This is a genomic window from Hahella sp. CCB-MM4, from assembly GCF_002260525.1.
Lineage (GTDB): Bacteria > Pseudomonadota > Gammaproteobacteria > Pseudomonadales > Oleiphilaceae > Hahella.
This window is the reverse complement of record NZ_MRYI01000021.1, coordinates 23,929-44,110: the sequence shown is the minus strand read 5'-3', so window position 1 is coordinate 44,110 and position 20,182 is coordinate 23,929. Positions and strand designations below refer to the sequence as shown.

Annotated in this window: 18 protein-coding genes; 3 read left to right on the top strand and 15 right to left on the bottom strand. The window is 46.4% G+C overall.

The window, feature by feature from the left end; translation table 11 throughout:
* Window positions 1-116: 116 nt before the first annotated feature.
* Window positions 117-2,081: an asparagine synthase (glutamine-hydrolyzing) gene (asnB, locus tag BTA51_RS25500; protein WP_094711911.1), complete on the top strand. Its 1,965-nt coding sequence runs from the start codon at window positions 117-119 to the stop codon at window positions 2,079-2,081.
* Window positions 2,078-3,061 (top strand): glycosyltransferase, encoded by a 984-nt coding sequence (locus BTA51_RS25495; protein ID WP_094711910.1) that lies wholly within the window; start codon window positions 2,078-2,080, stop codon window positions 3,059-3,061. The genes asnB and BTA51_RS25495 overlap by 4 nt, the downstream gene beginning before the upstream one ends.
* Window positions 3,062-3,102: 41 nt before the next feature.
* On the opposite strand, the gene BTA51_RS25490 is transcribed toward BTA51_RS25495, so the two are convergent.
* The 7 genes from BTA51_RS25490 to BTA51_RS25460 all read right to left on the bottom strand — a co-directional run bounded on the left by BTA51_RS25490 (window position 3,103) and on the right by BTA51_RS25460 (window position 10,915).
* Window positions 3,103-3,996 carry a glycosyltransferase gene (locus BTA51_RS25490; RefSeq protein WP_094711909.1) on the bottom strand — a complete coding sequence of 298 codons (894 nt, stop codon included), beginning with the start codon at window positions 3,994-3,996 and terminating at the stop codon, window positions 3,103-3,105.
* Window positions 3,989-5,347: a hypothetical protein gene (locus BTA51_RS25485; protein WP_094711908.1), complete on the bottom strand. Its 1,359-nt coding sequence runs from the start codon at window positions 5,345-5,347 to the stop codon at window positions 3,989-3,991. Before BTA51_RS25485 ends, BTA51_RS25490 begins: the two co-directional genes overlap by 8 nt.
* Window positions 5,331-6,605: an oligosaccharide flippase family protein gene (locus BTA51_RS25480; RefSeq protein ID WP_094711907.1), complete on the bottom strand. Its 1,275-nt coding sequence runs from the start codon at window positions 6,603-6,605 to the stop codon at window positions 5,331-5,333. Before BTA51_RS25480 ends, BTA51_RS25485 begins: the two co-directional genes overlap by 17 nt.
* A gap of 6 nt (window positions 6,606-6,611) precedes the next feature.
* Complete coding sequence (locus BTA51_RS25475) at window positions 6,612-7,757, bottom strand: polysaccharide pyruvyl transferase family protein (RefSeq protein WP_141215674.1); 1,146 nt, start codon at window positions 7,755-7,757, stop codon at window positions 6,612-6,614.
* A gap of 7 nt (window positions 7,758-7,764) precedes the next feature.
* Complete coding sequence (locus BTA51_RS25470; protein ID WP_094711905.1) at window positions 7,765-8,817, bottom strand: N-acetylneuraminate synthase family protein; 1,053 nt, start codon at window positions 8,815-8,817, stop codon at window positions 7,765-7,767.
* A 5-nt stretch (window positions 8,818-8,822) separates the two neighbouring features.
* A complete protein-coding gene (locus BTA51_RS25465; RefSeq protein WP_094711904.1) occupies window positions 8,823-10,481 on the bottom strand; it encodes a cytidylyltransferase domain-containing protein in 1,659 nt (552 codons plus the stop codon).
* 233 nt (window positions 10,482-10,714) lie between these two features.
* Window positions 10,715-10,915, bottom strand: a complete 201-nt coding sequence (locus BTA51_RS25460) for a SlyX family protein (protein ID WP_246841193.1) — start codon at window positions 10,913-10,915, stop codon at window positions 10,715-10,717.
* 400 nt (window positions 10,916-11,315) lie between these two features.
* Here BTA51_RS25460 and BTA51_RS30855 point away from each other — a divergent pair, with 400 nt between their 5' ends.
* A complete protein-coding gene (locus tag BTA51_RS30855) occupies window positions 11,316-11,816 on the top strand; it encodes a cold-shock protein (protein WP_094711902.1) in 501 nt (166 codons plus the stop codon).
* A 52-nt stretch (window positions 11,817-11,868) separates the two neighbouring features.
* Here the strand turns inward: BTA51_RS30855 and BTA51_RS25450 are convergent, their stop codons facing one another.
* From BTA51_RS25450 to map, 8 genes are read right to left on the bottom strand one after another with little or no spacing between them, the layout of a single operon-like run.
* On the bottom strand, window positions 11,869-12,261 hold the full coding sequence (locus BTA51_RS25450; protein ID WP_094711901.1) for a hypothetical protein: 393 nt from the start codon (window positions 12,259-12,261) through the stop codon (window positions 11,869-11,871).
* Window positions 12,254-12,535, bottom strand: coding sequence for a hypothetical protein (locus tag BTA51_RS25445; RefSeq protein WP_094711900.1), 282 nt, complete (start codon window positions 12,533-12,535; stop codon window positions 12,254-12,256). The genes BTA51_RS25450 and BTA51_RS25445 overlap by 8 nt, the downstream gene beginning before the upstream one ends.
* A 30-nt stretch (window positions 12,536-12,565) precedes the next feature.
* A complete protein-coding gene (gene dapE / locus BTA51_RS25440) occupies window positions 12,566-13,708 on the bottom strand; it encodes a succinyl-diaminopimelate desuccinylase (RefSeq protein WP_094711899.1) in 1,143 nt (380 codons plus the stop codon).
* 45 nt (window positions 13,709-13,753) lie between these two features.
* A complete protein-coding gene (dapD, locus tag BTA51_RS25435; RefSeq protein ID WP_094711898.1) occupies window positions 13,754-14,773 on the bottom strand; it encodes a 2,3,4,5-tetrahydropyridine-2,6-dicarboxylate N-succinyltransferase in 1,020 nt (339 codons plus the stop codon).
* Window positions 14,774-14,824: 51 nt separating this feature from the next.
* Complete coding sequence (locus tag BTA51_RS25430; RefSeq protein ID WP_094711897.1) at window positions 14,825-15,169, bottom strand: arsenate reductase; 345 nt, start codon at window positions 15,167-15,169, stop codon at window positions 14,825-14,827.
* A gap of 15 nt (window positions 15,170-15,184) precedes the next feature.
* Window positions 15,185-16,378: a succinyldiaminopimelate transaminase gene (gene dapC / locus BTA51_RS25425; RefSeq protein ID WP_094711896.1), complete on the bottom strand. Its 1,194-nt coding sequence runs from the start codon at window positions 16,376-16,378 to the stop codon at window positions 15,185-15,187.
* Between the two features lie 19 nt (window positions 16,379-16,397).
* Window positions 16,398-19,124 (bottom strand): [protein-PII] uridylyltransferase, encoded by a 2,727-nt coding sequence (locus BTA51_RS25420; protein WP_094711895.1) that lies wholly within the window; start codon window positions 19,122-19,124, stop codon window positions 16,398-16,400.
* Entirely contained in the window at window positions 19,124-19,894 is a 771-nt protein-coding gene (gene map / locus BTA51_RS25415; RefSeq protein ID WP_094711894.1) for a type I methionyl aminopeptidase, read from the bottom strand. Before map ends, BTA51_RS25420 begins: the two co-directional genes overlap by 1 nt.
* Window positions 19,895-20,182 lie beyond the last annotated feature (288 nt).

The window sequence follows — 20,182 nt, the reverse complement described above, 5'->3', positions numbered from 1 at the left end:
TGCTACGACGTGCCTTCATATATGGCTGGAATACGCCCCTTCCTTTTTTTTATGTCCTAGTATCAAAGAAGTGAATCGCTCCGGTTTCAGTCAGAACGTTCTATAGAGGTGTTTTAATGTGTGGTATTGCCGGGATATACGGTAGTTCGCCTGCTAACAGGGCGACTGAAGTTCTACGCATGGTCGAGTCTCTGGAGCATAGAGGCCCCGACGATGCCGGTGTTGCAGCTTTTAATCCCGGCTCTGGAAGTGGGGGGGTACTAAGTCGGGCTCAGTGTGAGCAGCCGTATAAAGCCTATCTGGGACATCGGCGTCTCAGCATTATCGATTTGCAAGGAAGCCGGCAGCCTCTGAGTAATGAGGACGGGACTGTTTGGGTAACTTTCAACGGTGAAATCTATAATTATAAGGAGCTTGCAAACTTCCTGACTGGGAAAGGACATGTTCTTCGAAACCATGGTGATACAGAGGTCCTGGTTCACCTATGGGAGGAGTTCGCTGAAGACATGGTTCACAAGCTGAACGGTATGTTCGCTTTTGCAATTTATGATGTAAAGCGCGATACGCTGTTTCTCGCTAGGGATCGATTTGGAGAAAAGCCGCTATATTATTATGTTGGCGAAGACTGTTTGGCATTTGCGAGCGAGTTGCACGCATTTTGGCACCTGTCATCATTTTCACCCATTGTAGATGACTTGGCTATGGGCGAATACCTGAGACACGGATATGTTCCATCGCCTTTAACTATTTACAAGAACTGCTATTCATTGCCGGCAGGACATACAGCTAGAGTTTCTAAGACTTTTGATAGCATTGAAGTAAGCAGATATTGGCATCCTCAAATGGGGGCACAGAGATCGTTTGACTCGGAAGAGTTCAGTGATTTGCTAAATAATGCTGTTAAATCGAGGCTGATCGCTGACGTTGAGTCTGGTGTGTTTTTGTCCGGCGGAGTGGACTCCACTACGGTGGCCTTGAGTGCCGCATCTTTATCCCGAGAGCCTGTTAGAACCTATACTATTTCCAACAATGCCTATATCGGTCTAGAGGATGAATCCTTGATCGCCAGCAATACTTCCAAGGTTATAGGAAGTCGTCACCGGGACATTCAGGTTGATGCAAGGTTAGGCGAGCTATCAGAGAAGTTGGCAAGACATTATGGGCAGCCATTTGCGGACTATTCCTTTGTTCCAACGTACTTGGTCGCCAAGGCCGCTCGGGAGGATGTGAAGGTGGCTCTTTCCGGAGATGGAGGGGATGAGGTCTTTTTTGGATACAACCGCTACGGATTAGAGCGATACTATGCCGCTCTGGGCACGGTACCCTATGGGATTAGATGTGCTATTGCCAATTTGGTCAAAACTTTACCCTGTGGGGCAAACTTAAAGCGCGGCATTGACTTTGTTGCAAGTGCTGGGAGGCTCGAAACAAAGGGAAATAACAGGAGCCATATGTTTCATGAGTTTTGGCAAAATAAGGCCTTTATGCCTGGATTCTCTGAGCGGTTGTCCAAGGGGGGGTTCCATTCGGAATCTATTCACCATAGATACCATGAGGCTTGTACTGGGCCGAGGGATTCCCGTTGGCCTGAAATAGACCAATGTATGTACTTGCCTGATGACATTTTGACTAAAGTGGATATCGCATCTATGGCAAGCTCGCTCGAGTGTCGGGCGCCACTGTTGGATCATCGACTGGTTGAGTATGTTAATGGGCTGCAGGTCAGTGACAAGGTCAAGGATGGGACAACCAAGCTGCCGTTAAGGAACTATGTTAGGGAAAAAGCGCCTGAACTGTATTTTTCAAAGCAAAAAACGGGGTTTTCAATTCCTCTGGCAAAATGGCTGAGAGGTGAATTGCGGGAGTGGGCATACAGTAAATTGTTCGATGATTCAGGGCTGGTTGAGAGATTTATCCGGCGAGAGTTCATCCAACAAATCTGGAAGGAGCACCAAAGTGGCCAAGTGGACCATGCGATGAGGATATGGCTCTTGGTTTCCATAAGGAACTGGGAGTATCAGATGAATCTGGTTACATCACGAGAAAGGTTTGTAACGCTCGATAGCTCGGTTTTTGTATGAATGTACTTTTTGTGAGTCGGTCTCGAAGCAAAGGCATGCCTTCGCCACTGATCCTTGCTCAGGGTGAGTCGTTAGAGAGCCAGGGAGTTAACGTTCAATACTACACCATAGACGGAGGAGGAGTGGCGGATTATTTGAAGTCTGTGGTACATCTGAGAAGGAAGATTTCGAAAGAATATTTTGATGTCGTTCATGCCCATTATGGTCTTTCAGGCCTGATTGCAGGGCTCGGTTGTGGACGGAGAAGCGTTTTGGTTCTTTCTTTGATGGGAACTGACTTGTATGGAAAAAGGAAGGCTGACGGTCGTTTGTCTGCCGTTGGAATCGTTGTGAGAGCGATCAGCCGTATAGTCGCCTTAATTTTCAGCCGTGAGGTCATTGTTAAGTCCGAAGACATGCTGGCAATGCTGCCTGATAAGGTGAAAGGCTCTGTAATTCCTAATGGTGTTAACTTTGATCGTTTTGAGTGTATTGGTAAAAGCATAGCGAGGAAGAGACTGGATTTATCTCCTCATCAAAAGGTCATACTTTTCCCTTCGGATCCTTCAAGGCCGGAAAAAAATTATCTGTTAGCACAAAAGTCATTGCAAAAGCTGGGCGATAGATCGGTTGCCCTGATACCTATATATAATTTGTCCCAATCGGAGCTTGCTCAGTGGTATTGCGCCGCTGATGTCATGTTGCTGACATCCTTATATGAAGGATCTCCGAATGTTGTCAAAGAAGCTATGGCCTGTAGATGCCCCATCGTTGCGACAGATGTCGGTGATGTCAGCTGGCTACTTGAGGATATTCAAGGTTGTTTTGTCGTGAGGCAAGACGCTGAGGATGTGGCCTCCGCATTGGAGAAAGCGTTGGCGTTTGCAGAAAATTTCGATAGAACATCCGGTCGTGAGCGATTGGTCAGTCTTAAGTTGGATTCTTTGTCAGTCGCGAGCAGGCTGCTCGATGTTTACAACCGGAGTTTGATGAAGGTCTAACTCTTTGGTTAGAGTGCTGAATACTATTCTCATACAAGTTACTACTTTTTGGCAGTAAAGTTAGTCCAGTGCCGCGCTGTATGCACCAGAAAATAGTATAGCCGGGGATAATGTGTGAGAACGTAAAGCTTAAAAAGCTTGTAGCGTGCTGGATTGTAATGAACTTTGGTAAAACACTCGATGAATGTGGTTGATACCCGACGGTTGAATAGACTGTTAGCAAGTTGCATGTCTTTTTCTGCTGTTGTCAGTTTGTGTCCATGCTTTTCCATGAACATCCGATAACCTTCCAATGTCTTTGGGCTGGTACTGATTCGTTGATCGGCAGCTGTGCAATCTACGATGTATGAGCAGTTGTCCAGTTTAAGTGCAACGCCAAATTTTTCGCACAGTCGGAAAGAAAAGTCGTAGTCCTGCCAAGCAGGCAATGTGGTGTCATAGCCTCCAATTGAAAGTACTCTGCTCCTCTCGGCAAATAAATTTTGGCAGTAGTTTTTTTTCTTAAAGTCCGAAAGCGAGACTTCTCTTTTTTGTAGGGGAGAGGGCACTAGCTGATGATCAATTCTGGAGTAGTGAGTTGAGCATATAAAGCTGTATTCTGGTGAATAATTCCGGACAAACTCCTCAATTCTGTTGGGCAAAAACTCATCATCATCATCGAGCCCAGTAACAAATTGTCCGCTTGCTTCCTGAATTGCGAGATTTCTTGCGGCACAAGCGCCCCGTGCTTCCTCAAATCTGAAGTGTTTCAGGTTGTCGATCTTGATTGACAGTTGCTCTAGTCTCTGTGGTGTTTGATCAATTGAGCCATCATCAACAACAATAATTTCAATATTCTTATAGGATTGATTCAATACCGAATCTATTGCTCTGGAGAGTAGGTCGGCCCTGTTGTGAGTGGCAATATAGACAGAAACTAAAGGAGTGTCAGGCATTGGTTCCGTACTCGTCTAAAAATTGATTAAACTGTAATGCGTTGCCAGTGACCAGTAAGTCTTCCATATATTCAATTCCTGGCAAGTCTACCAGCACCGGCTTTGCTCCAAGTTCCAGTCCTTCAAAGATTGCGGTAGAGAAGACGCCGATTATAAATTCAGATTCTGCTAGGAGTGTGTATAGGTCACAATCTTCGACAACAGTGATGTTGTCAGGAAGGGATATATTCTTGAAGGCCTCATATTCCTTCCATCTACCATATTCCCCAGGATGTAACTTGTAGGTGATTTTAAATTTCCTGAGTCGATAGGCGTGACTCATCAGTACTGAAGCCAGGCGGTTACCCAGCACGCCTTGGGAAGCGACGGCGATAGTCATGGGAATCTTTTGTACGTTCTTATATTTCGCCAAAGAATCATATAAATAGGGAAACCCATGGACATAGCTTGATGCAGGGGACGCCAGCCTTGTAAATTGCTGCCGCCAGAATTCGCTCCAGCAACCGAAATAGTCGGGGAAATAATGCAGTGTGGTTTGTAAGTTAGGGAAGCTATAACCTAAATGATACTTTGAGAATGTGCCATGCTGTAACTCTATAACTTTAATGCCTAGCTTTTTCGCAGCAGAAATAATGGCGGCGTGCTGATAGGAGACAACTATATATAAAGTCTTGATTTGATAAATTCTGAAAACCGTTTTTATCAGAAATCTTCTTACAACAAACTTGCTGTAGTGTGTTAAAAGATAGTTTTTCGGGAGTGCATTGATCTGAAACTCTTTAATGATGGCTTCCTGAAGTTTACGTAGTTTTATCGCATTTGACGAAAAACTTAGAGCTATTGATATCACAGTTCCCAGAGCATCTGATATCGCATCAGTAAAGCCAAGATCTCTCCTGCAGGGGTGGTAAGTCTTTTGGGATTTTTGGTTGGTGTTATTGTCCAATAACAGCAAGTTGGAGGAGAGTTCTCGATCTTCAAGCAGGCTCTCTGTATATATGTCGCAAACTGTATTTTTGTAGTGCTTTGTCCGGGGGTGTTCGACGATACAGGTGGCGGCATTTTTGTTATCAATCATCCGCACCTTATTAAAAATGGGGTCTCTAACAATTTTAGAAATCTTCCTCAAAAGCCTCTTGAGTTTATGGTTGAAGCTGGTTTTCAATGGAGTAGAGTGAGGTTGCTCAAGAACGTTTTTTTTCTGTGCAATCAAGTAATACGCGTTCATGCGTACCGCCTGCCAGATATAAACATCGCCGACTTTGAGATCCAGTAAATTGTGGCGACTCTCCAGTTCCCAGAAAGCCTTACAAAACTGATGTAGCGTGATAGGGCTATTTTTTGCCGTCATTTAAAAACCAAGGCATCTTAAATAAATAATTTGCTCTGAGAAAAACAAGAAGAAAACTAACTCCAAATGATAGGGCTGTTGCTATCGCGGCTCCCTCTAGCCCAAGAACTGGGATTAGGAGGATATTAAATACAATGTTGGTGATTGCGGCTGTAGTGGTACTTAGAGCTAAAAAACCAGTTTTACCGACATGAACTAAAAACGGGAAAACAAGCTTATAGAAACCATGAAGAATGGCTGCCAGAGAAATCATTGACGCGATGATCGTTGCTCCATGATAGGACTCAGGTGTGACTAATTTTATCGCTAAGGGAGACAAAATTGATGTTAGAACACCAATTCCCAAGAATAAAATAGCACACAAATAAATTCTTTTTACCAGGTAAATCTTGTCTTTATTCTGGTTTAAGTATGCATAAAACCAAGGAGACCAGGCTAATATGAATGAATCTATCAGGATAGATGTGATTGAGCCAATCTGATAACCAAGGGAATATATTCCGACACTCTGAGAGTCTAAATAATAAGATATGAACAGTCTGTCTATTAACATTATTGCCGCTGATGACAGAGTATGAGGGATCATTGGAATGCTGATCCGAAGGATATTAGAGGTTAATTCTGTTCCCTCTTCCTGACTAGGCTTCAAATACTTTTTGTTATGTAAATATAGGAGCCCAATCACTGAAGCGATCATGAGCCCTAGTAATTGGGCCAGTATTATCGCGTACCAACCAAATTCAAGATTGATGAGAAGAAAAAGAGTGGCTGACGCAGTCACAAGTGTACGTGCTATCTCTTGATAGGCATATCGTTTTGGCTGTCCTTCATTGCGGTAAATTGACAAAGAGATCAAATTAAATGCAGATAGGCATGATACTAAAGGCGCTGCATCTAACCATACGGTCGAAAAAGGAAGTGACAATATCTCCAGGCTTGTATTAATTGCAATAAATGTAGATATAAGAAATAGAGCCAATACTGTCGAAGATATGAGTATGGCAATGATCTTTCTGATGATGCTCCTCAGGTGTTGCTCGGTAGACTTTTTGAAGTTCCTGGTTATATGTGTGTGCAGACTTAGACCAACAAAAGGTGAGGAGAACGAAACAATAACCTGGAATACTGCCAATACCCCATATTCGCTCGGGCTGAGGTATCTGGTAATTACCGGGAGCAGTAAAAATGGTATGGACTTATTTATGATATTTGTTAATAAATAAATCGCAGATTGGCTTATAAGTGTAGACTTCAGCATCTTGTTTTATGGCATCTGCCTAATGAAGTCTTTCATAACATTAAGTTGAGTATTGATTAGCGCGGAGACCCTTTTGGATTCATGGTGATTTTTATCAATGATTTGCTTTACTGTTTTACAGATTCTTTCAGGAACCATTGATGAGACCTTCCTTAGGGTTATGAAGGACCCAGTTAAGCGTTCCAGCTTTTTGGAAATTGAAAAGTGCTTATATTCATAAGCATTTAAAATCTCGCTGGATATCACCTCTTTCAGAGCAGTAGACCTGCCATCTTCTGCAATCAAAATGGAGTCTTTAGCCCAGCTGCACATTAAAATATGAGCATGAACGCGATAGCCTACATGAATGTCTGTTTGACTGTATAGATCCAGCATATTATCCACGCTGCCAGAAATATCGATGCAAGGGACATTTATGCGGTCAAGCCATTCTTTTAGCTCTCGTTGCTTATAGAACAGCTTTGAATTGGCGTTATGGGTGTTCAGGTAAGTGCTATCAAGTGAGTGATGAAAAGCTACGTTCAGAGTAGTTCCCGCTATTTCTGATAATGACAAAATTATCCTCTTCATTTGTGATTCCAGATTTTTGTCATGTGCAAAGTTAGCGCTAGTCGAAAACGTAATGCGCCTGATGTCTGGCGTAGTCTGATTACTTTGATTGGTCAGCGAATAAAGAGCAGGACAACCTGTTGTAGTGAAGTTATAGAATCCGTACTTTTCGAGTAGTCTGGCCGTAACATAGTCTCTGACGCTTGATATGTGGCCGCTTTGATTTATTCGATCTAAGAGATCCAGAGTCCTGTTAGAGAGTTTATGAGAATGGCCCAGTTCCAGAATAGTTGAGTTGGGCTTGGCCCCTAATCCGAAGCATATGATTGGTACTTTGATTTTACTCAGGTTGTCAGTAAGAGGATAAACCAAGGGGTACATTTGAGTTTGAATAGCAGGTCCGCCTGTCAGGACCAAAGCTTTGGAATTGTTGATAACTTCTAGATCGTCATCGGTAATTTGATGCCAAGCGTCCCAATCCTGGAAACTTCTATCTGGACGTAACTGCTTTAGTAGCTCCTTGGCACGATGTTTTATCAGGAAGTCTCCACAGTTATTTTTACCTCCGGTAAGAAGAATATATTCAGGCAGATCTTTATTCATAGTCGACTTAGCCAATCAACATATCCCATGAAATTAAGGTGTCATTTTTTATGTCTTGTCTGACCTGCTTTCCAATTACCTCATCCCAATGGATTGGACTGATCCCGTGTCCGGGTCTCTTTGCTGTCAGATTATCTTCGGTTAGCACTTCACCTTGCTTGATATCCCTGTTTGCTACGACCGAGCGGCGTGCATGTTGTCTGGCTGCTGTCTGGTTTTCTAGATGCTGGGATTCGGAGCCAATAAGGTCCCTATAGGTAGCCAGTTTATCTACGAATCTAGTTAAGTCAGTGGCATCCATTGCATGGTAGTGATCGTTTCCTTGAAGTTTCTTATCGTGAGTGAAGTGTTTTTCAAGGATTAAGGCTCCAAACAGAGTAGCGGCTTCCAAAGCGCTTATTGTTTCATCGGGAATAACGTGGTCTGAGTAACCGACTGCTGTTTCTGGAAAGACCCTTTTAAGCATTTGAATGTTAGATAACTGGGCTTGCTCCAAGGGCGTAGGGTAGTTTAGTACACAGTGTAGGAGCGCAATATTTTTTGCTCCAGCCTGCCGGCAGGTTTGCAATGCAAATTCAATCTCCGCCAATGTGGAAGCACCGGTGGAAACTATTATGGGCTTCCCAGTTTTGCTCACTGCCCTTAGCAGTGGTGTATTTGTAATATCGGCCGATGCGATCTTAAAGGCCGGTACCAATGGTGTTAGGTATTCTACGGCATCCAGGTCAAAAGGCGTTGACATAAAATCAATGCCAATATTGCGACAATAGTCCGCCAGAATCTCGTATTCCTGCTCGCCGAAGGAATCCAGCTTTTTAAAAAGCTCATACTGGCTTTTTGTCGGTTCTTTAGTTAAATCCCAGTATGCTGGGCTATATTTAGAAGCGATTTTTTCTGCTTTATAGGACTGGAATTTGACTGCGTGGGCCCCTGCATCCTTTGCTTGCTTGATTAACAGCTTGGCAGTTTCCAATGAACCTTCGTGGTTAACTCCTACCTCCGCTATGATGTAGGGGGAATAGGGGCTGGCTGTGAATTTGCCTATTTCAAAGGTAACCATGATTGTTAGTTTCCTAGAATATCGTTAATTAACCCAATAACTCTCTGCTTTCCCCGAGTGAGATCCACATCTCGAAGTTCTTCCTCCATCGAGGAGCGAAATGTCTTATCAGACAGGAGTCTGTTTATGGCATCTTCAATTTGAGAATCAATGACGTCAGTTCTCAAACCTAAGTTTATGATTCCTGGATTGGTTTTTAATAAGTCGTGAGAGGTTTCTCGTTGATTTTGGCAGATGACAATCATGGGAGTTGTCGTTGAAGCAAGCTCAAGAACGGTTCGTCCGCCAGAGGTAATTGCAAAGTCAGCATTTACCATGAAATCTGATATTCTTTGGGTTTTCTGGATGATTTCTATACTTGCAATATCTTGATATTTCTGAGCATTTTTGGTCAGGTCGCTAAAGTGCTGGTAACCTGAGCCTACAATAACTGTGATTCTGCATGTGATATGAAGTTCCTTGATAACCTTGATAGCTGATTTCAGGCATCTAAGGCTCAGGTTTCCTTCATCCACCCCGCCAAATGTCAGGAGTAGATTAGTTTCATCACTATTATTTTTCTTGGGAGGTAAATGGATAAATTCATCTCGCAAGCAGAAGTATTGGGGGCCTGTCTTTACTCTAGAATCATCGCGGTCGTTTGCTGAGGATGGGTAAAGCGCGTTAATAACCAGATCAGAGATATCAGCACCACCACCTAAATCTTCAAAGGTCACTACTTTGGCATGCAGGTGCTTGAGGAAATTTACGTAATCTACGGCTGTATCCAGCGTGTCATTGATTACAAGGTCAGGCTTCAAGTATTGGATAGTTGTTTGTATGTCTTGCGATACATGAGTTTCATAGTTATGGCTGCGGATTATATCAAGCGCAACAGTGTCATCGGCGTGCATAATAAAACACAGGTCATGATGGACTAGTTCGTTTGCAATCAGCAGGGCCCTATATGCATGCCCGGTACCCGTGGTTTTGCTACCTGTCACGACAAATGCGATTCTCTTTCTTCTAAGCACTGCTTCACACAGTACTAAATCAGTGTAAGAGTCTATGTCGAAGCTTCTACTGGGCGGCATTTCGTAGAGAAGAATGTTGTTTCCGATTCGAGTTCCTGAATCCAGGATATTTCTTCTACAGGCAATCAGGGCTCCGGTTTCTTTGAATCTGGCGGGTAAGTGCTGTCGATTAACCCGTTTCTCATACTCTGGAATCGTTTTTCCTGTTCCATCAGTTGTCCAGCATAAATGCCTATCATCTACTACAGATAAAATGCTATCGCTTTGATCGGACTGTTTAAGTTTCAGTAGCGCTTCGTCGAGTTCAACTGACCTGATAAGAGGGGATGTCGGTTGGACTGTAATCACAAAGTCATAGCTTGTTCCCTGTTGCAGCTCAGCTTGTTCTGTCGCATGAATTACAACCGGGTCAATTGTTACCTCATCACCAGAGAGGCTTTGGGGTCTGATAAGTGCCTTTGCTCCGAATCTCTCTGCAAATAATGCAATTTCATCATCATCAGTGGAAACGACTACCGCATCTATCTCTTCCGCCATCAGGCATGCCTGTATGGAGTAAAATAGCAGTGGTTTTCCATTTACCGGGCGTAAGTTTTTGCGCGGGATACCTTTTGAGCCGCCTCGAGCAGGTATTATTGCAAGTGTTGACATACAGATTCTAAGAGAAATGGTTTAACACTAAATGGGTAATTGGTTCAGAGGTTTTGAATTCCAATCACAACTGACTTGATTAAAATAATAGTCTGAACTGAATGCCGCATCGAATAAAAACCCCTTTAGCATAGTGATTTATGCAAATTTTGTTGTTTTTAATTGTATCCATGAGACGTGTATCCAGCGAGAGGGTTTTATTGGGGCATCTGCACACGAATTCTGCAGAGTGCTCAATAATGCGGAGGAGGCGGCTCATCTGAAGGGTCCCTTAAATGAGGGCGCATATTTTTGACCTGTCCACTAAGCCTTTCAAGTGCTTGGGTTAATTCATCTATTTGTTTTTGTTGGCGATACACGGTATTACTCAGCGAGTGCACCAGGTCGTCGAGAAAGGCTACTTTTGATTCTAGATCGTTAATTCTTTGATCCATGAGAGAGAACACCTTGAGGATGGTCGTCGGGAGAAAGTTAGCTTACTTCCTGCTATCATAGCGGAATCTGTTGGGTCGGTAACTCTTGACCGCAGATTTTTTACTCACTAACAGATTGAATATGCGGGAAATTCGCCAGAACCGTCTACAATATTTAGTGCTGGCGTTTTTTCTGCCAGTGAGTTTGCCATGAACGCTGCAGAAACAGAAGTATGAAGCCGGAAGGCTTCGTTGTTCGCCTGGCAGTTACGATAACAGAAAGTCTGCATCAGACCGGAGGGATCCCGGATATGTTTGCATATAGTCCATTCAGTTAGAGGTTGCCGGTGTTGTTTGATTCTGCGGTGGTCTGGTTGTCTGATTATGTTCGTCATTCAATTCAGCGTAGAGTTTTAGGTAAATGAAGCAAAATCAAATAAATAAATCTATTGTCATTGCAATTGTCGTAGGCTTGGTAGGCCCTTTTATATTAACAGGTGTACTTTCAGCTCTGGGTATGGCGCCACAATATGTGGTGGATGGGGAGTTGAAAGGGTTAACTTCCATACTTGGTAGTGGATCTGGTATCACCATATTCCTGATTTCAGCTGTCGTATTTGCTGTTGCTGCTGTTATTCCTGCATTCATGATCGCAGGAGATTCTGAATCGGCAGCCGATTATGAAGATGATGCGGGTCTAAATGGTGATGATGACCGTGAAACTGGTGAGGTTAAATGGTTTAATCCCAACAAAGGCTTTGGTTTCATTACTCGTAATAATGGTGAGGAGATTTTTGTTCATTTTCGTTCAATCCGTGGTCGAGGTCATCGCTCATTACGTCAGGGACAGAGCGTAAGGTTTCGAACGGTTGAAGGGGATAAAGGTCTTCAGGCTGAAGATGTTTCGCCTTTAAGGAATTGATATTCCTGTTTTGAAAGAAGGTTACAAAAAAGGCTCCTTCAAGGAGCCTTTTTTAATGCCAATTGATCTTTTTCTCTCCCTGATCGTTCACTTTCCACCACAGTTCCGGCGCATCTTCTGCTTCCTCTTCAACCCAGCTGCTGGCAGAGCAGCGAATTTCTGATTCAAAGTGCTTATAGGCTGCACGTGCGCAGTCCAGGTCCGTGTCCCAGGGAGTGGCGTCGCTATCAAAAATGACGCTGGTAAATTTTTTCCCGGCAGCCCCTGGTGTTACTGTGATAGGGATGGTCTGCCCGTGGTAAACCGCTGTCAGCTTTACCACGGTGCCTTGTGGGATTGGTTGTGAAACCTCTGACAGCTCAGTGTTTAACCAATCAATGATGTTTTCCAGAGTTGTATTGAGCACATAGATTTCAATATCAGGAAAACGTTCGGAGCTAGTCATTTTCAGTCCCCATGGAGTTGGTTCGGGTCGTCTGTGTCAGGCGAAGAATTAAAATACGGGCATATCCGATGGCGGCCATCAGAATTCCGGTGGCTGCCAGCAAAAGAGCCAGAAGTGCGGTGATCTCTGAAGCCAGATTTTGTTTGTCTGTTTCCAGTAATAAGAGTGTTCCAATACCGCACATACCGGTGATTCCTCCCGTAACAAAGCATTGAAAGGCTCGACTCTGGTCCATGCCGGACATTTTCAGTCTTTGGAACATATTCTTAGCCATTGTAGGGAGGAAGATCCTCTTATGCTGAGTTTAATCCAGTAACAGGAGTTCCAGCATGGTTTCGTATATTTCGGAAAGTTGGTCTATCTCGCTTACCAGAACCTGTTCGTTGACCCGGTGTATGGTGGCGTTGATAGGTCCCAGCTCAACCACCTGGGCACCGGTAGGCGCGATAAACCGGCCATCAGAAGTGCCTCCGCTAGTGGACAGGTTGGTTTCTATGCCGCGCACCTGGCTGATTGCCTTTTGCGCAGCTTCCACTAATGGCCCTTCGCTGGTTAGAAACGGCTCCCCGTAAAGGCGCCAATTAATTTCGTAGCTCAGGTTATGGGATTGCAGGATTGCTTCAGCTCTTTCCTTGATAATATCCGCGGTCAATTCGGTCGAAAAGCGCAGATTAAACATCACATCCAACTCGCCCGGAATAACATTGGTTGCACCGGTGCCGCCAGAAATATTAGAAATCTGGAAACTGGTAGCAGGAAAGAATGCATTGCCCTCATCCCAGTGTTCGGAAGCCAGGGAGTGCAGGGCAGGGGCGGCTTTGTGAATCGGATTGTCGGCCAAGTGTGGGTAGGCTACATGGCCTTGTATGCCTTTCACCTTTAGATTGGCACCAATAGAGCCTCGGCGGCCGTTTTTGATGACATCCCCGACGGTGTGAGTGCTGGAGGGTTCTCCGACGATACACCAGTCAATTTTTTCATTGACGGATTCCAGGTATTCAACCACCTTCACTGTGCCATTGACTGCGTGGCCTTCTTCATCGCTGGTGATCAACCAGCCGATAGAGCCTTTATGCTTCGGATGTTTGGCGATAAAGCGTTCGCAGGCTGTCATGAAGGCAGCCAGGCTGCCTTTCATGTCGGCAGCGCCTCTTCCATGCAGGACACCATCTCTTACCACTGCCTCAAAGGGAGGATGTTCCCAGTGAGTTTCCGGCCCGGTTGGGACGACGTCTGTATGCCCGGCGAAAACCAGCAGAGGGCCTTCCGTGCCTCGGCGTGCCCAGAAATTTTCCACTTCACCGAAGGGAAGATCTGTCACTTTGAAGTCGAGCGACTGCAGTCGGTCTGTGAGCAGTTGCTGGCACCCGGCATCGTGAGGCGTGACAGATGGGCGGCGTATAAGATCAATCGCCAGCTCCAGGGTAGGAGATAAGGTGTCTGACATGGGAGGATGAATTTCCTGTTGTCCGTATGTTTATCGATAAACCGATTAGTTGTTCGCGTGTAAGGCTTCGTTCAACTGAATGGCTGATTTGTTAGTGACGACTTCCACTCGACCGGATACAGAGTTTCTGCGGAACAGCAAATCGTGCTGGCCAGCCAGTTCGCGTGCTTTGACGGTGTCCACAACGTTGCCTGAATCGTCAATAACGGCCACTTTGGTGCCGGCGGTAATGTACAGTCCAGCTTCAATTCTGCAGCGATCTCCCAGTGGAATGCCGATGCCCGCATTAGCGCCAATCAAGGAGTTTTTCCCTACGGAAATGATAATGTTACCGCCGCCGGATAGGGTGCCCATGGTGGAGCAGCCGCCGCCCAGATCTGAGCCTTCGCCAATCATGACTCCGGCAGAGATACGTCCTTCGATCATCGAAGTGCCTTCGGTTCCTGCATTAAAGTTGACGAAACCTTCGTGCATGATGGTGGTGCCTTCACCGATATATGCTCCGAGGCGAACTCTTGATGTATCTGCAATACGGACCCCCTTGGGGACGACGTAGTCAGTCATCTTTGGAAACTTATCTACGGAATTAACCTGTAAACTACCACCTTTGGCACGGGCTGCCAGTTGTCTTGCTGACAGTTCTTCAAGGTCTACAGCGCCTTCGTTGGTCCAGGCCACATTGGGAAGAAGGCCAAAAATGCCTTCCAGGTTGATGCCGTGTGGTTTCACCAGTCTGTGCGAGATGAGTTGAAGCTTCAGGTAAACCTCAGGTGTACTGGAGGCTTTGCTGTCCTCTTCTATCACGGTAATAACGACCGGGCGCGCTGAATTCTGCAGTGCTTTGGCAATTTGAGCCTGCTCTGCATCAACTCCCTCCAGTTTTTCTGCCAGCTGGGATAATTGTTGGTTGTCTGGTTCCAGGGTGCGATTTCCCTGGCCGCTCAGCAATGAGCCGACAAGCTCGGCAATTGCTGCTGAGGGGGTCCAGGAAGGCTGGGCATAAAACACTTCCAACCAATCGCCTTTACTGTTCTTGGTGCCTACGCCAAGGCCGAATGCCAACATATCTAATACCTTTGTTTCTTTATCTGCTTGTTTGTAAATTCCAGTCCTGAATCACTTCAGGCTTGCCATCTGGTCTGGGTTAAACCCAATAATCAAATCTGAACCAGCTTCTATTATCGGCCGCTTGATGACGGAGCTGTTACTCTCCAGCAACGATATGGCCCCTTCAATGGTTTCTACCAGAGATTTCTCTTCATCGCTTAGTTTTCGCCAGCTGGTGCCGCGCTTGTTAACTATGACTTCTGTGCCTGCTTGTTGTAGCCACTGACGTAGTGAGTCTGTCGGGACTCCTTGTTTCTTGTAGTCATGAAACTCGTACTCTATGCCTGCTTCACTTAGCCATTTGCGGGTCTTTTTGACTGTGTCGCAGTTTGGGATCCCGTAAAGTTTAATCATCTGTTACCTGAGTGTTTAAAGTTTTTCGATTAGGTTTCTGATTCTATTTGCGGCTTCAACACATTCCTCAACCGAGGCAACCAGAGCCATACGTATTCTATTCTCACCTGGGTTGCGTCCATTGACTGTTCTTCCAAGGTAGCGGCCTGGCAAAACAGTGATATGTTGTTCGGCAAACAGACGTTGGGCAAGGGTTTCGTCATCAATTGGGGTTTCCGGCCATAAATAAAATGCGGCTTCCGGAGATGATATTGGCCATAGGGGGCTCAATATGTCGATAACCCGGGAAAATTTTTCCCGGTATTGCTGGCGATTCTCCAGGACATGACGTTCGTCCTGCCATAGCGCGATGGATGCCTCCTGACTGGGAATCGGCATGGCGCAGCCGTGATAAGTTCGATATCGCAGAAAGTCGCTGAGGATGTCGGCATCTCCGGCGACAAATCCGGAGCGTAACCCCGGCATGTTGGAACGCTTGGAAAGGCTATGGAATACCACGCAGCGCTTATAATCGTGTCGATTTGTAGAGGCGCACGCCTGCAACAGGCCAACCGGTGGGTTGTCCTCGTCAAAGTAGATCTCTGAATAGCATTCATCTGACGCAATAATGAAATCATGCTCGTCTGCCAGGGCAATGAGCTTTTGCAAGGTTTCAAGGGGGATAACCTTGCCTGTAGGGTTACCAGGCGTGCATATGAACAACAGTTGGCAATCCTTCCAGACTGATTCGGGGACCGCATCGAAATCCGGCATGCCTCCAAGATGGTCTTCACAGGGGATGAAGTTTGGTTTGCCTCCTGCGAGAAAGGCGGCGCCTTCATAGATCTGATAGAAGGGGTTGGGGCTTACTATCAGCGGATTGGACGCTTCCCGGTCTATCATGGCCTGGGTGAATGAAAATAACGCTTCCCTTGTGCCGTTCACTGGTAGCACCTGGCTGTTTGCATCAACTCCTTGAAGGTTAAATCTCTCTGTCAGCCAGTTACCAATGGCTGCTCTGAGTTCTTCTGTACCTTTCGTGGTGGGGTAGTTGGACAGCAGATGGGCATTGTTGTGTAACACTTCCAATGCAAAAGATGGTGGTTCGTGTTTTGGCTCCCCGATAGAAAGTGCAATGTGGGGAAGCGATGCCGGTGGTGTGACCTGACCCTTGAGCCTGGCAAGTTTTTCAAACGGATAGGGCTGAAGTAGATTCAGGTCTCGATTCATGAGTGTGTGAATTCCGATACTAGTGGTCGATATTATTTTGTTCGTCTAACTGGGCGCAAAGGTCATCCCGGAGTGCCAGGCACAGGTCCGGATCGCTTAGCGGTTCTCCCTCTGGGGTGGTGATAATAAATACGTCCTCTACGCGTTCGCCGAGGGTGGCAATTCGTGCCTTCACCAGCTCAATTTTGTGGTCCAGAAGAATGCCCCCGATTCTTGCCAGCAGGCCGGGGCGGTCAGGGGTGATCACCTCCATCACCGTACGTTGATGGGTGGTGTCGTTGCTGAAGGTGACCTCGGTGGGGAAGGCAAAGTGTTTGAGTTGCCTCGGTGTCCGTCGCTTGATAATCGCCGGATCGTCAAAATCCTTGAGTTGTTGCTTCAGTTCAATGGCGATGCTGTCTTTGCTGAGATTGCTGCCTGTATCTGAAGGGGTGACGACGAAGTTGCAAAGACTGTAAGTGTCCGATGAGCTGCTGATTCTCGCTTCATGAATATTCAGGTGCAGCGCTTCCAAAGCGCTGGTGATGGCTGCAAATTGGCCAAGCCTTGAAGGTTGGTACACCATGATCTGTAGAAATCCTTCGGCTTCTCCGCCTCGGGCTTCACGTACCCGGATCAGTGGTTGTAGTGGGTCGGGGTGCTGAAGAATAACAGAGGTTTGCCAGGCAATCTCACTGGTGGAGTCCTGCAGAAAGTAGTCTTCATCAAGCGTATTCCACAATGTGTCTATCTGGGCGTCGTCGAAATCCTGTCTATGCAAAATTTCCCTTGCTTCAGACTGTGTTTCCTCAACCCACTTTATTCTATCCGGTGGTGCGTCCAGTCCAAGGCGAATAGCACGTTTTGCTTCGGTATACAGCTGTCTTAGAAGAGCAGCTCTCCAGGTGTTCCAGAGTTTGGGGTTGGTGGCGCTGATATCGCAGACCGTCAATGTATAGAGATAGTCCAGGTGTACTTGGGTGTCTATCTTGTTGGCAAAGTCGTGGATCACTTCCGGATCTGAAGGGTCCTTTCTTTGTGCTGTCATTGACATCAAGAGATGGTTCTTGACCAGCCATGCCACAAGGCTGGTATCACGCTGACTCAAGTGATGGCGCTTGCAGAACTCTTCAACGTCTTCTGCTCCCAGCTCTGAGTGGTCGCCGCCGCGCCCTTTAGCGATATCATGGTAAAGGCCGGCAATGTAAAGCAGTTCCAGTTTGGGTAGCCGGTGAACCAGGCGACCCCCCAGAGGAAAATCTTTCTGACTTTCCTGGCTGCGGAGTCGGACCATGTTCTGTACGACCCGAATGGTGTGAGCATCAACCGTATATATATGAAACAGGTCATGCTGCATTTTTCCGATAATGCGACCGAATTCTGGCAGATAGTTACCTAGCACGCCGTAACGTTTCATGGAGGATAGAGTGCGGTGCAATGGGTGTGGGGTGCGCAGAATCTCCATGAAGAGCGATGTGTTGGCCAAGTCGTTGCGGAAACTGTTGTCGATTAGATGGCGGTGGGCTCTGATGGACCGTATGGTGCTGGCACGGATGCCTTTAATTCCCGGGTTTTGTGCCATCAGCAGAAATATCTCGATCAGTGCGAAAGGTTGATAAGCAAAGACCTGATTGTTGATGGCTTCTATATAATCGTTACGAACCTGAAAACGGCGGTTCAAAGGCCTAATGTCTTCTTCGTCGTCCGGGTGAAGGATGGCTTCGTCATAATATTGCAAGACCACGTCGTTCAGCTCGCCAAGAGCCAGAGCGAAGCGGTAGTACTTTTGCATCATCTGTTCAACGCTCAGGCCTTCCTCATTGTCGGAATATCCGAGCATGGTGGCTAGAGCTCGCTGGTGGTCAAACAGCAGTCGGTTTTCGCTGCGCCCTGCGATCATCTGCAGACCGTAGCGCAGTTGCCACAGAAAGGTTTCCCCTTTTCGCAGCATGGTGAACTCGTCGTCTGTGAGGAAGTCGTAGGTTGCCTCGTTGCCCGTACGCTCAAATCCGAAGTGGCGCTTGGTAATCCAGCCAATGGTCTGGATATCCCTCAGGCAGCCAGGAGAGGTTTTAACGTTGGGCTCCAGGTTGTAATCGGTATCGCCATATTTCCGGTGGCGGGCCAACTGTTCTTCCCGCTTGGCTAGAAAGAACTTCTTGTCAGTCCAGGACTCATCAGAATACGCGCGCTCGCTAAGGTGGCTGCGTAAGCTCTCTTCACCCGCAATGGTGCGGGTTTCCAGTAAGTTGGTTGCTATCGTGATATCGGCTTTCGCCTGGGTGATGGACTCTGAAATACTTCGAACACTGTGGCCAATGTCCAGATTTAGATCCCATAGTGAAGTGACGAAGCGTTCAAGTGTCGGTCCGATCTCCGCCAGGTCCACCTCGTCATCCATCAAGATAAGTAGATCGATATCCGAGTGCGGGAATAGTTCTCCGCGTCCATAGCCTCCCACAGCCAGCAATGCGGTTCCTGAAATCTGATGTAAATTACATTCTGACCACAGGGCGCTAAGGATCTGGTCCATGAAGTAGGCTCTGGCAAGAACCAGTTCCCTGATCGGGTAACCTGATTTGTATAAGCCGTTGAGATGCCTGTTAGCTTCCTGAAGTGCATTTTTAAGAAATGCCAGGGCGTCTCTTTTATTTGGGGTCAGTTCTGCATAGCTGTCCTTAGCAAACCTGAGTTGGGTGCGCAGACTCTTTTCCACTCCAAGGAAAACCGAAGATGGGCTGGATGAGGCTTCGACCTGTGAAGTCACTAGACAGTCTCTTCCTTACGCAAGGTCAGAATTTCGTGTCCTGTGGCGGTAACCAGGATCGTGTGTTCCCATTGGGCGGATAGTTTGTGATCTTTGGTGACCACCGTCCAGCCGTCTGGCAGCAGCTTGGAGTGGCGTTTACCTTGGTTGATCATGGGTTCTATGGTGAATGTCATGCCTTCTTTCAAAACCATGCCTGTGCCGGGTGTGCCATAGTGCATTACCTGGGGTTCTTCGTGAAATACCGCTCCAATGCCATGGCCGCAGTACTCGCGAACGACCGTGTAGTGATTGGATTCGGCGTATTTCTGTATGACATGGCCAATATCGCCAAGTCGGGTGCCCGGCTTGACCAGTTCGATGCCTTTGTACATACATTCCTGGGTAATCTTGACCAGACGCTCGGCTGCAATAGACGGTTTGCCGATAAAAAACATTTTGCTGGTATCGCCATGATAGCCGTCTTTGATTACGGTGATGTCAATATTAATGATATCACCGGTTTTGAGCACCTTCTTATCAGTGGGGATGCCGTGGCAGATAACATGATTGACTGAGGTGCATATGGATTTGGGGAAGCCTTTATAGTTCAGTGGCGCGGGAATGGCGTTCTGCACTTCAGTAATATATTGGTGGCAGATACGGTCCAGTTCACCGGTGGTGACGCCGGGCTGTACGTGCTCTTCAATCATTTCCAGCACCTCGGCGGCCAGACGGCCGGCAACGCGCATTTTTTCAATTTCTTCTGGAGTTTTAATCGTTACTTTCATGTCTTCCGGTCGGATTGCGCTAAATCTGGGCGGGCCGTTTGGGCTATCCGACAGATTCAGTAGGTTATTTCAGGAGGCGTATTGTACCTATATCGTATCCCGATGAGAAATAGGCCTTGATATAACGGTTTTTATGACCTTGATAGGGGCGATTGATAATATCTGAAAATAATCGGTATGGGCTGGTTTTGGTGATTTTCTTTTAATATGATCCCTTATGTGGTATAAAGCGCGCCGGAAAAATTGTCGGCGTGGCCGAGTAATCGGTAAAAGCCACTGTTTCCAAAA

Coding starts and splice junctions, on each gene's coding strand:
- BTA51_RS30855 (WP_094711902.1), top strand. CDS start 11,316: ATGAAGCAAAATCAAATAAATAAATCTATTGTCATTGCAATTGTCGTA.
- BTA51_RS25490 (WP_094711909.1), bottom strand. CDS start 3,996: ATGCCTGACACTCCTTTAGTTTCTGTCTATATTGCCACTCACAACAGG.
- dapD (WP_094711898.1), bottom strand. CDS start 14,773: ATGTTGGCATTCGGCCTTGGCGTAGGCACCAAGAACAGTAAAGGCGAT.
- BTA51_RS25460 (WP_246841193.1), bottom strand. CDS start 10,915: ATGGATCAAAGAATTAACGATCTAGAATCAAAAGTAGCCTTTCTCGAC.
- dapE (WP_094711899.1), bottom strand. CDS start 13,708: ATGTCAGACACCTTATCTCCTACCCTGGAGCTGGCGATTGATCTTATA.
- BTA51_RS25475 (WP_141215674.1), bottom strand. CDS start 7,757: ATGAATAAAGATCTGCCTGAATATATTCTTCTTACCGGAGGTAAAAAT.
- BTA51_RS25465 (WP_094711904.1), bottom strand. CDS start 10,481: ATGTCAACACTTGCAATAATACCTGCTCGAGGCGGCTCAAAAGGTATC.
- BTA51_RS25470 (WP_094711905.1), bottom strand. CDS start 8,817: ATGGTTACCTTTGAAATAGGCAAATTCACAGCCAGCCCCTATTCCCCC.
- BTA51_RS25495 (WP_094711910.1), top strand. CDS start 2,078: ATGAATGTACTTTTTGTGAGTCGGTCTCGAAGCAAAGGCATGCCTTCG.
- BTA51_RS25445 (WP_094711900.1), bottom strand. CDS start 12,535: ATGGCTAAGAATATGTTCCAAAGACTGAAAATGTCCGGCATGGACCAG.
- BTA51_RS25450 (WP_094711901.1), bottom strand. CDS start 12,261: ATGACTAGCTCCGAACGTTTTCCTGATATTGAAATCTATGTGCTCAAT.
- asnB (WP_094711911.1), top strand. CDS start 117: ATGTGTGGTATTGCCGGGATATACGGTAGTTCGCCTGCTAACAGGGCG.
- map (WP_094711894.1), bottom strand. CDS start 19,894: ATGAAAGTAACGATTAAAACTCCAGAAGAAATTGAAAAAATGCGCGTT.
- BTA51_RS25485 (WP_094711908.1), bottom strand. CDS start 5,347: ATGACGGCAAAAAATAGCCCTATCACGCTACATCAGTTTTGTAAGGCT.
- dapC (WP_094711896.1), bottom strand. CDS start 16,378: ATGAATCGAGACCTGAATCTACTTCAGCCCTATCCGTTTGAAAAACTT.
- BTA51_RS25480 (WP_094711907.1), bottom strand. CDS start 6,605: ATGCTGAAGTCTACACTTATAAGCCAATCTGCGATTTATTTATTAACA.
- BTA51_RS25430 (WP_094711897.1), bottom strand. CDS start 15,169: ATGATTAAACTTTACGGGATCCCAAACTGCGACACAGTCAAAAAGACC.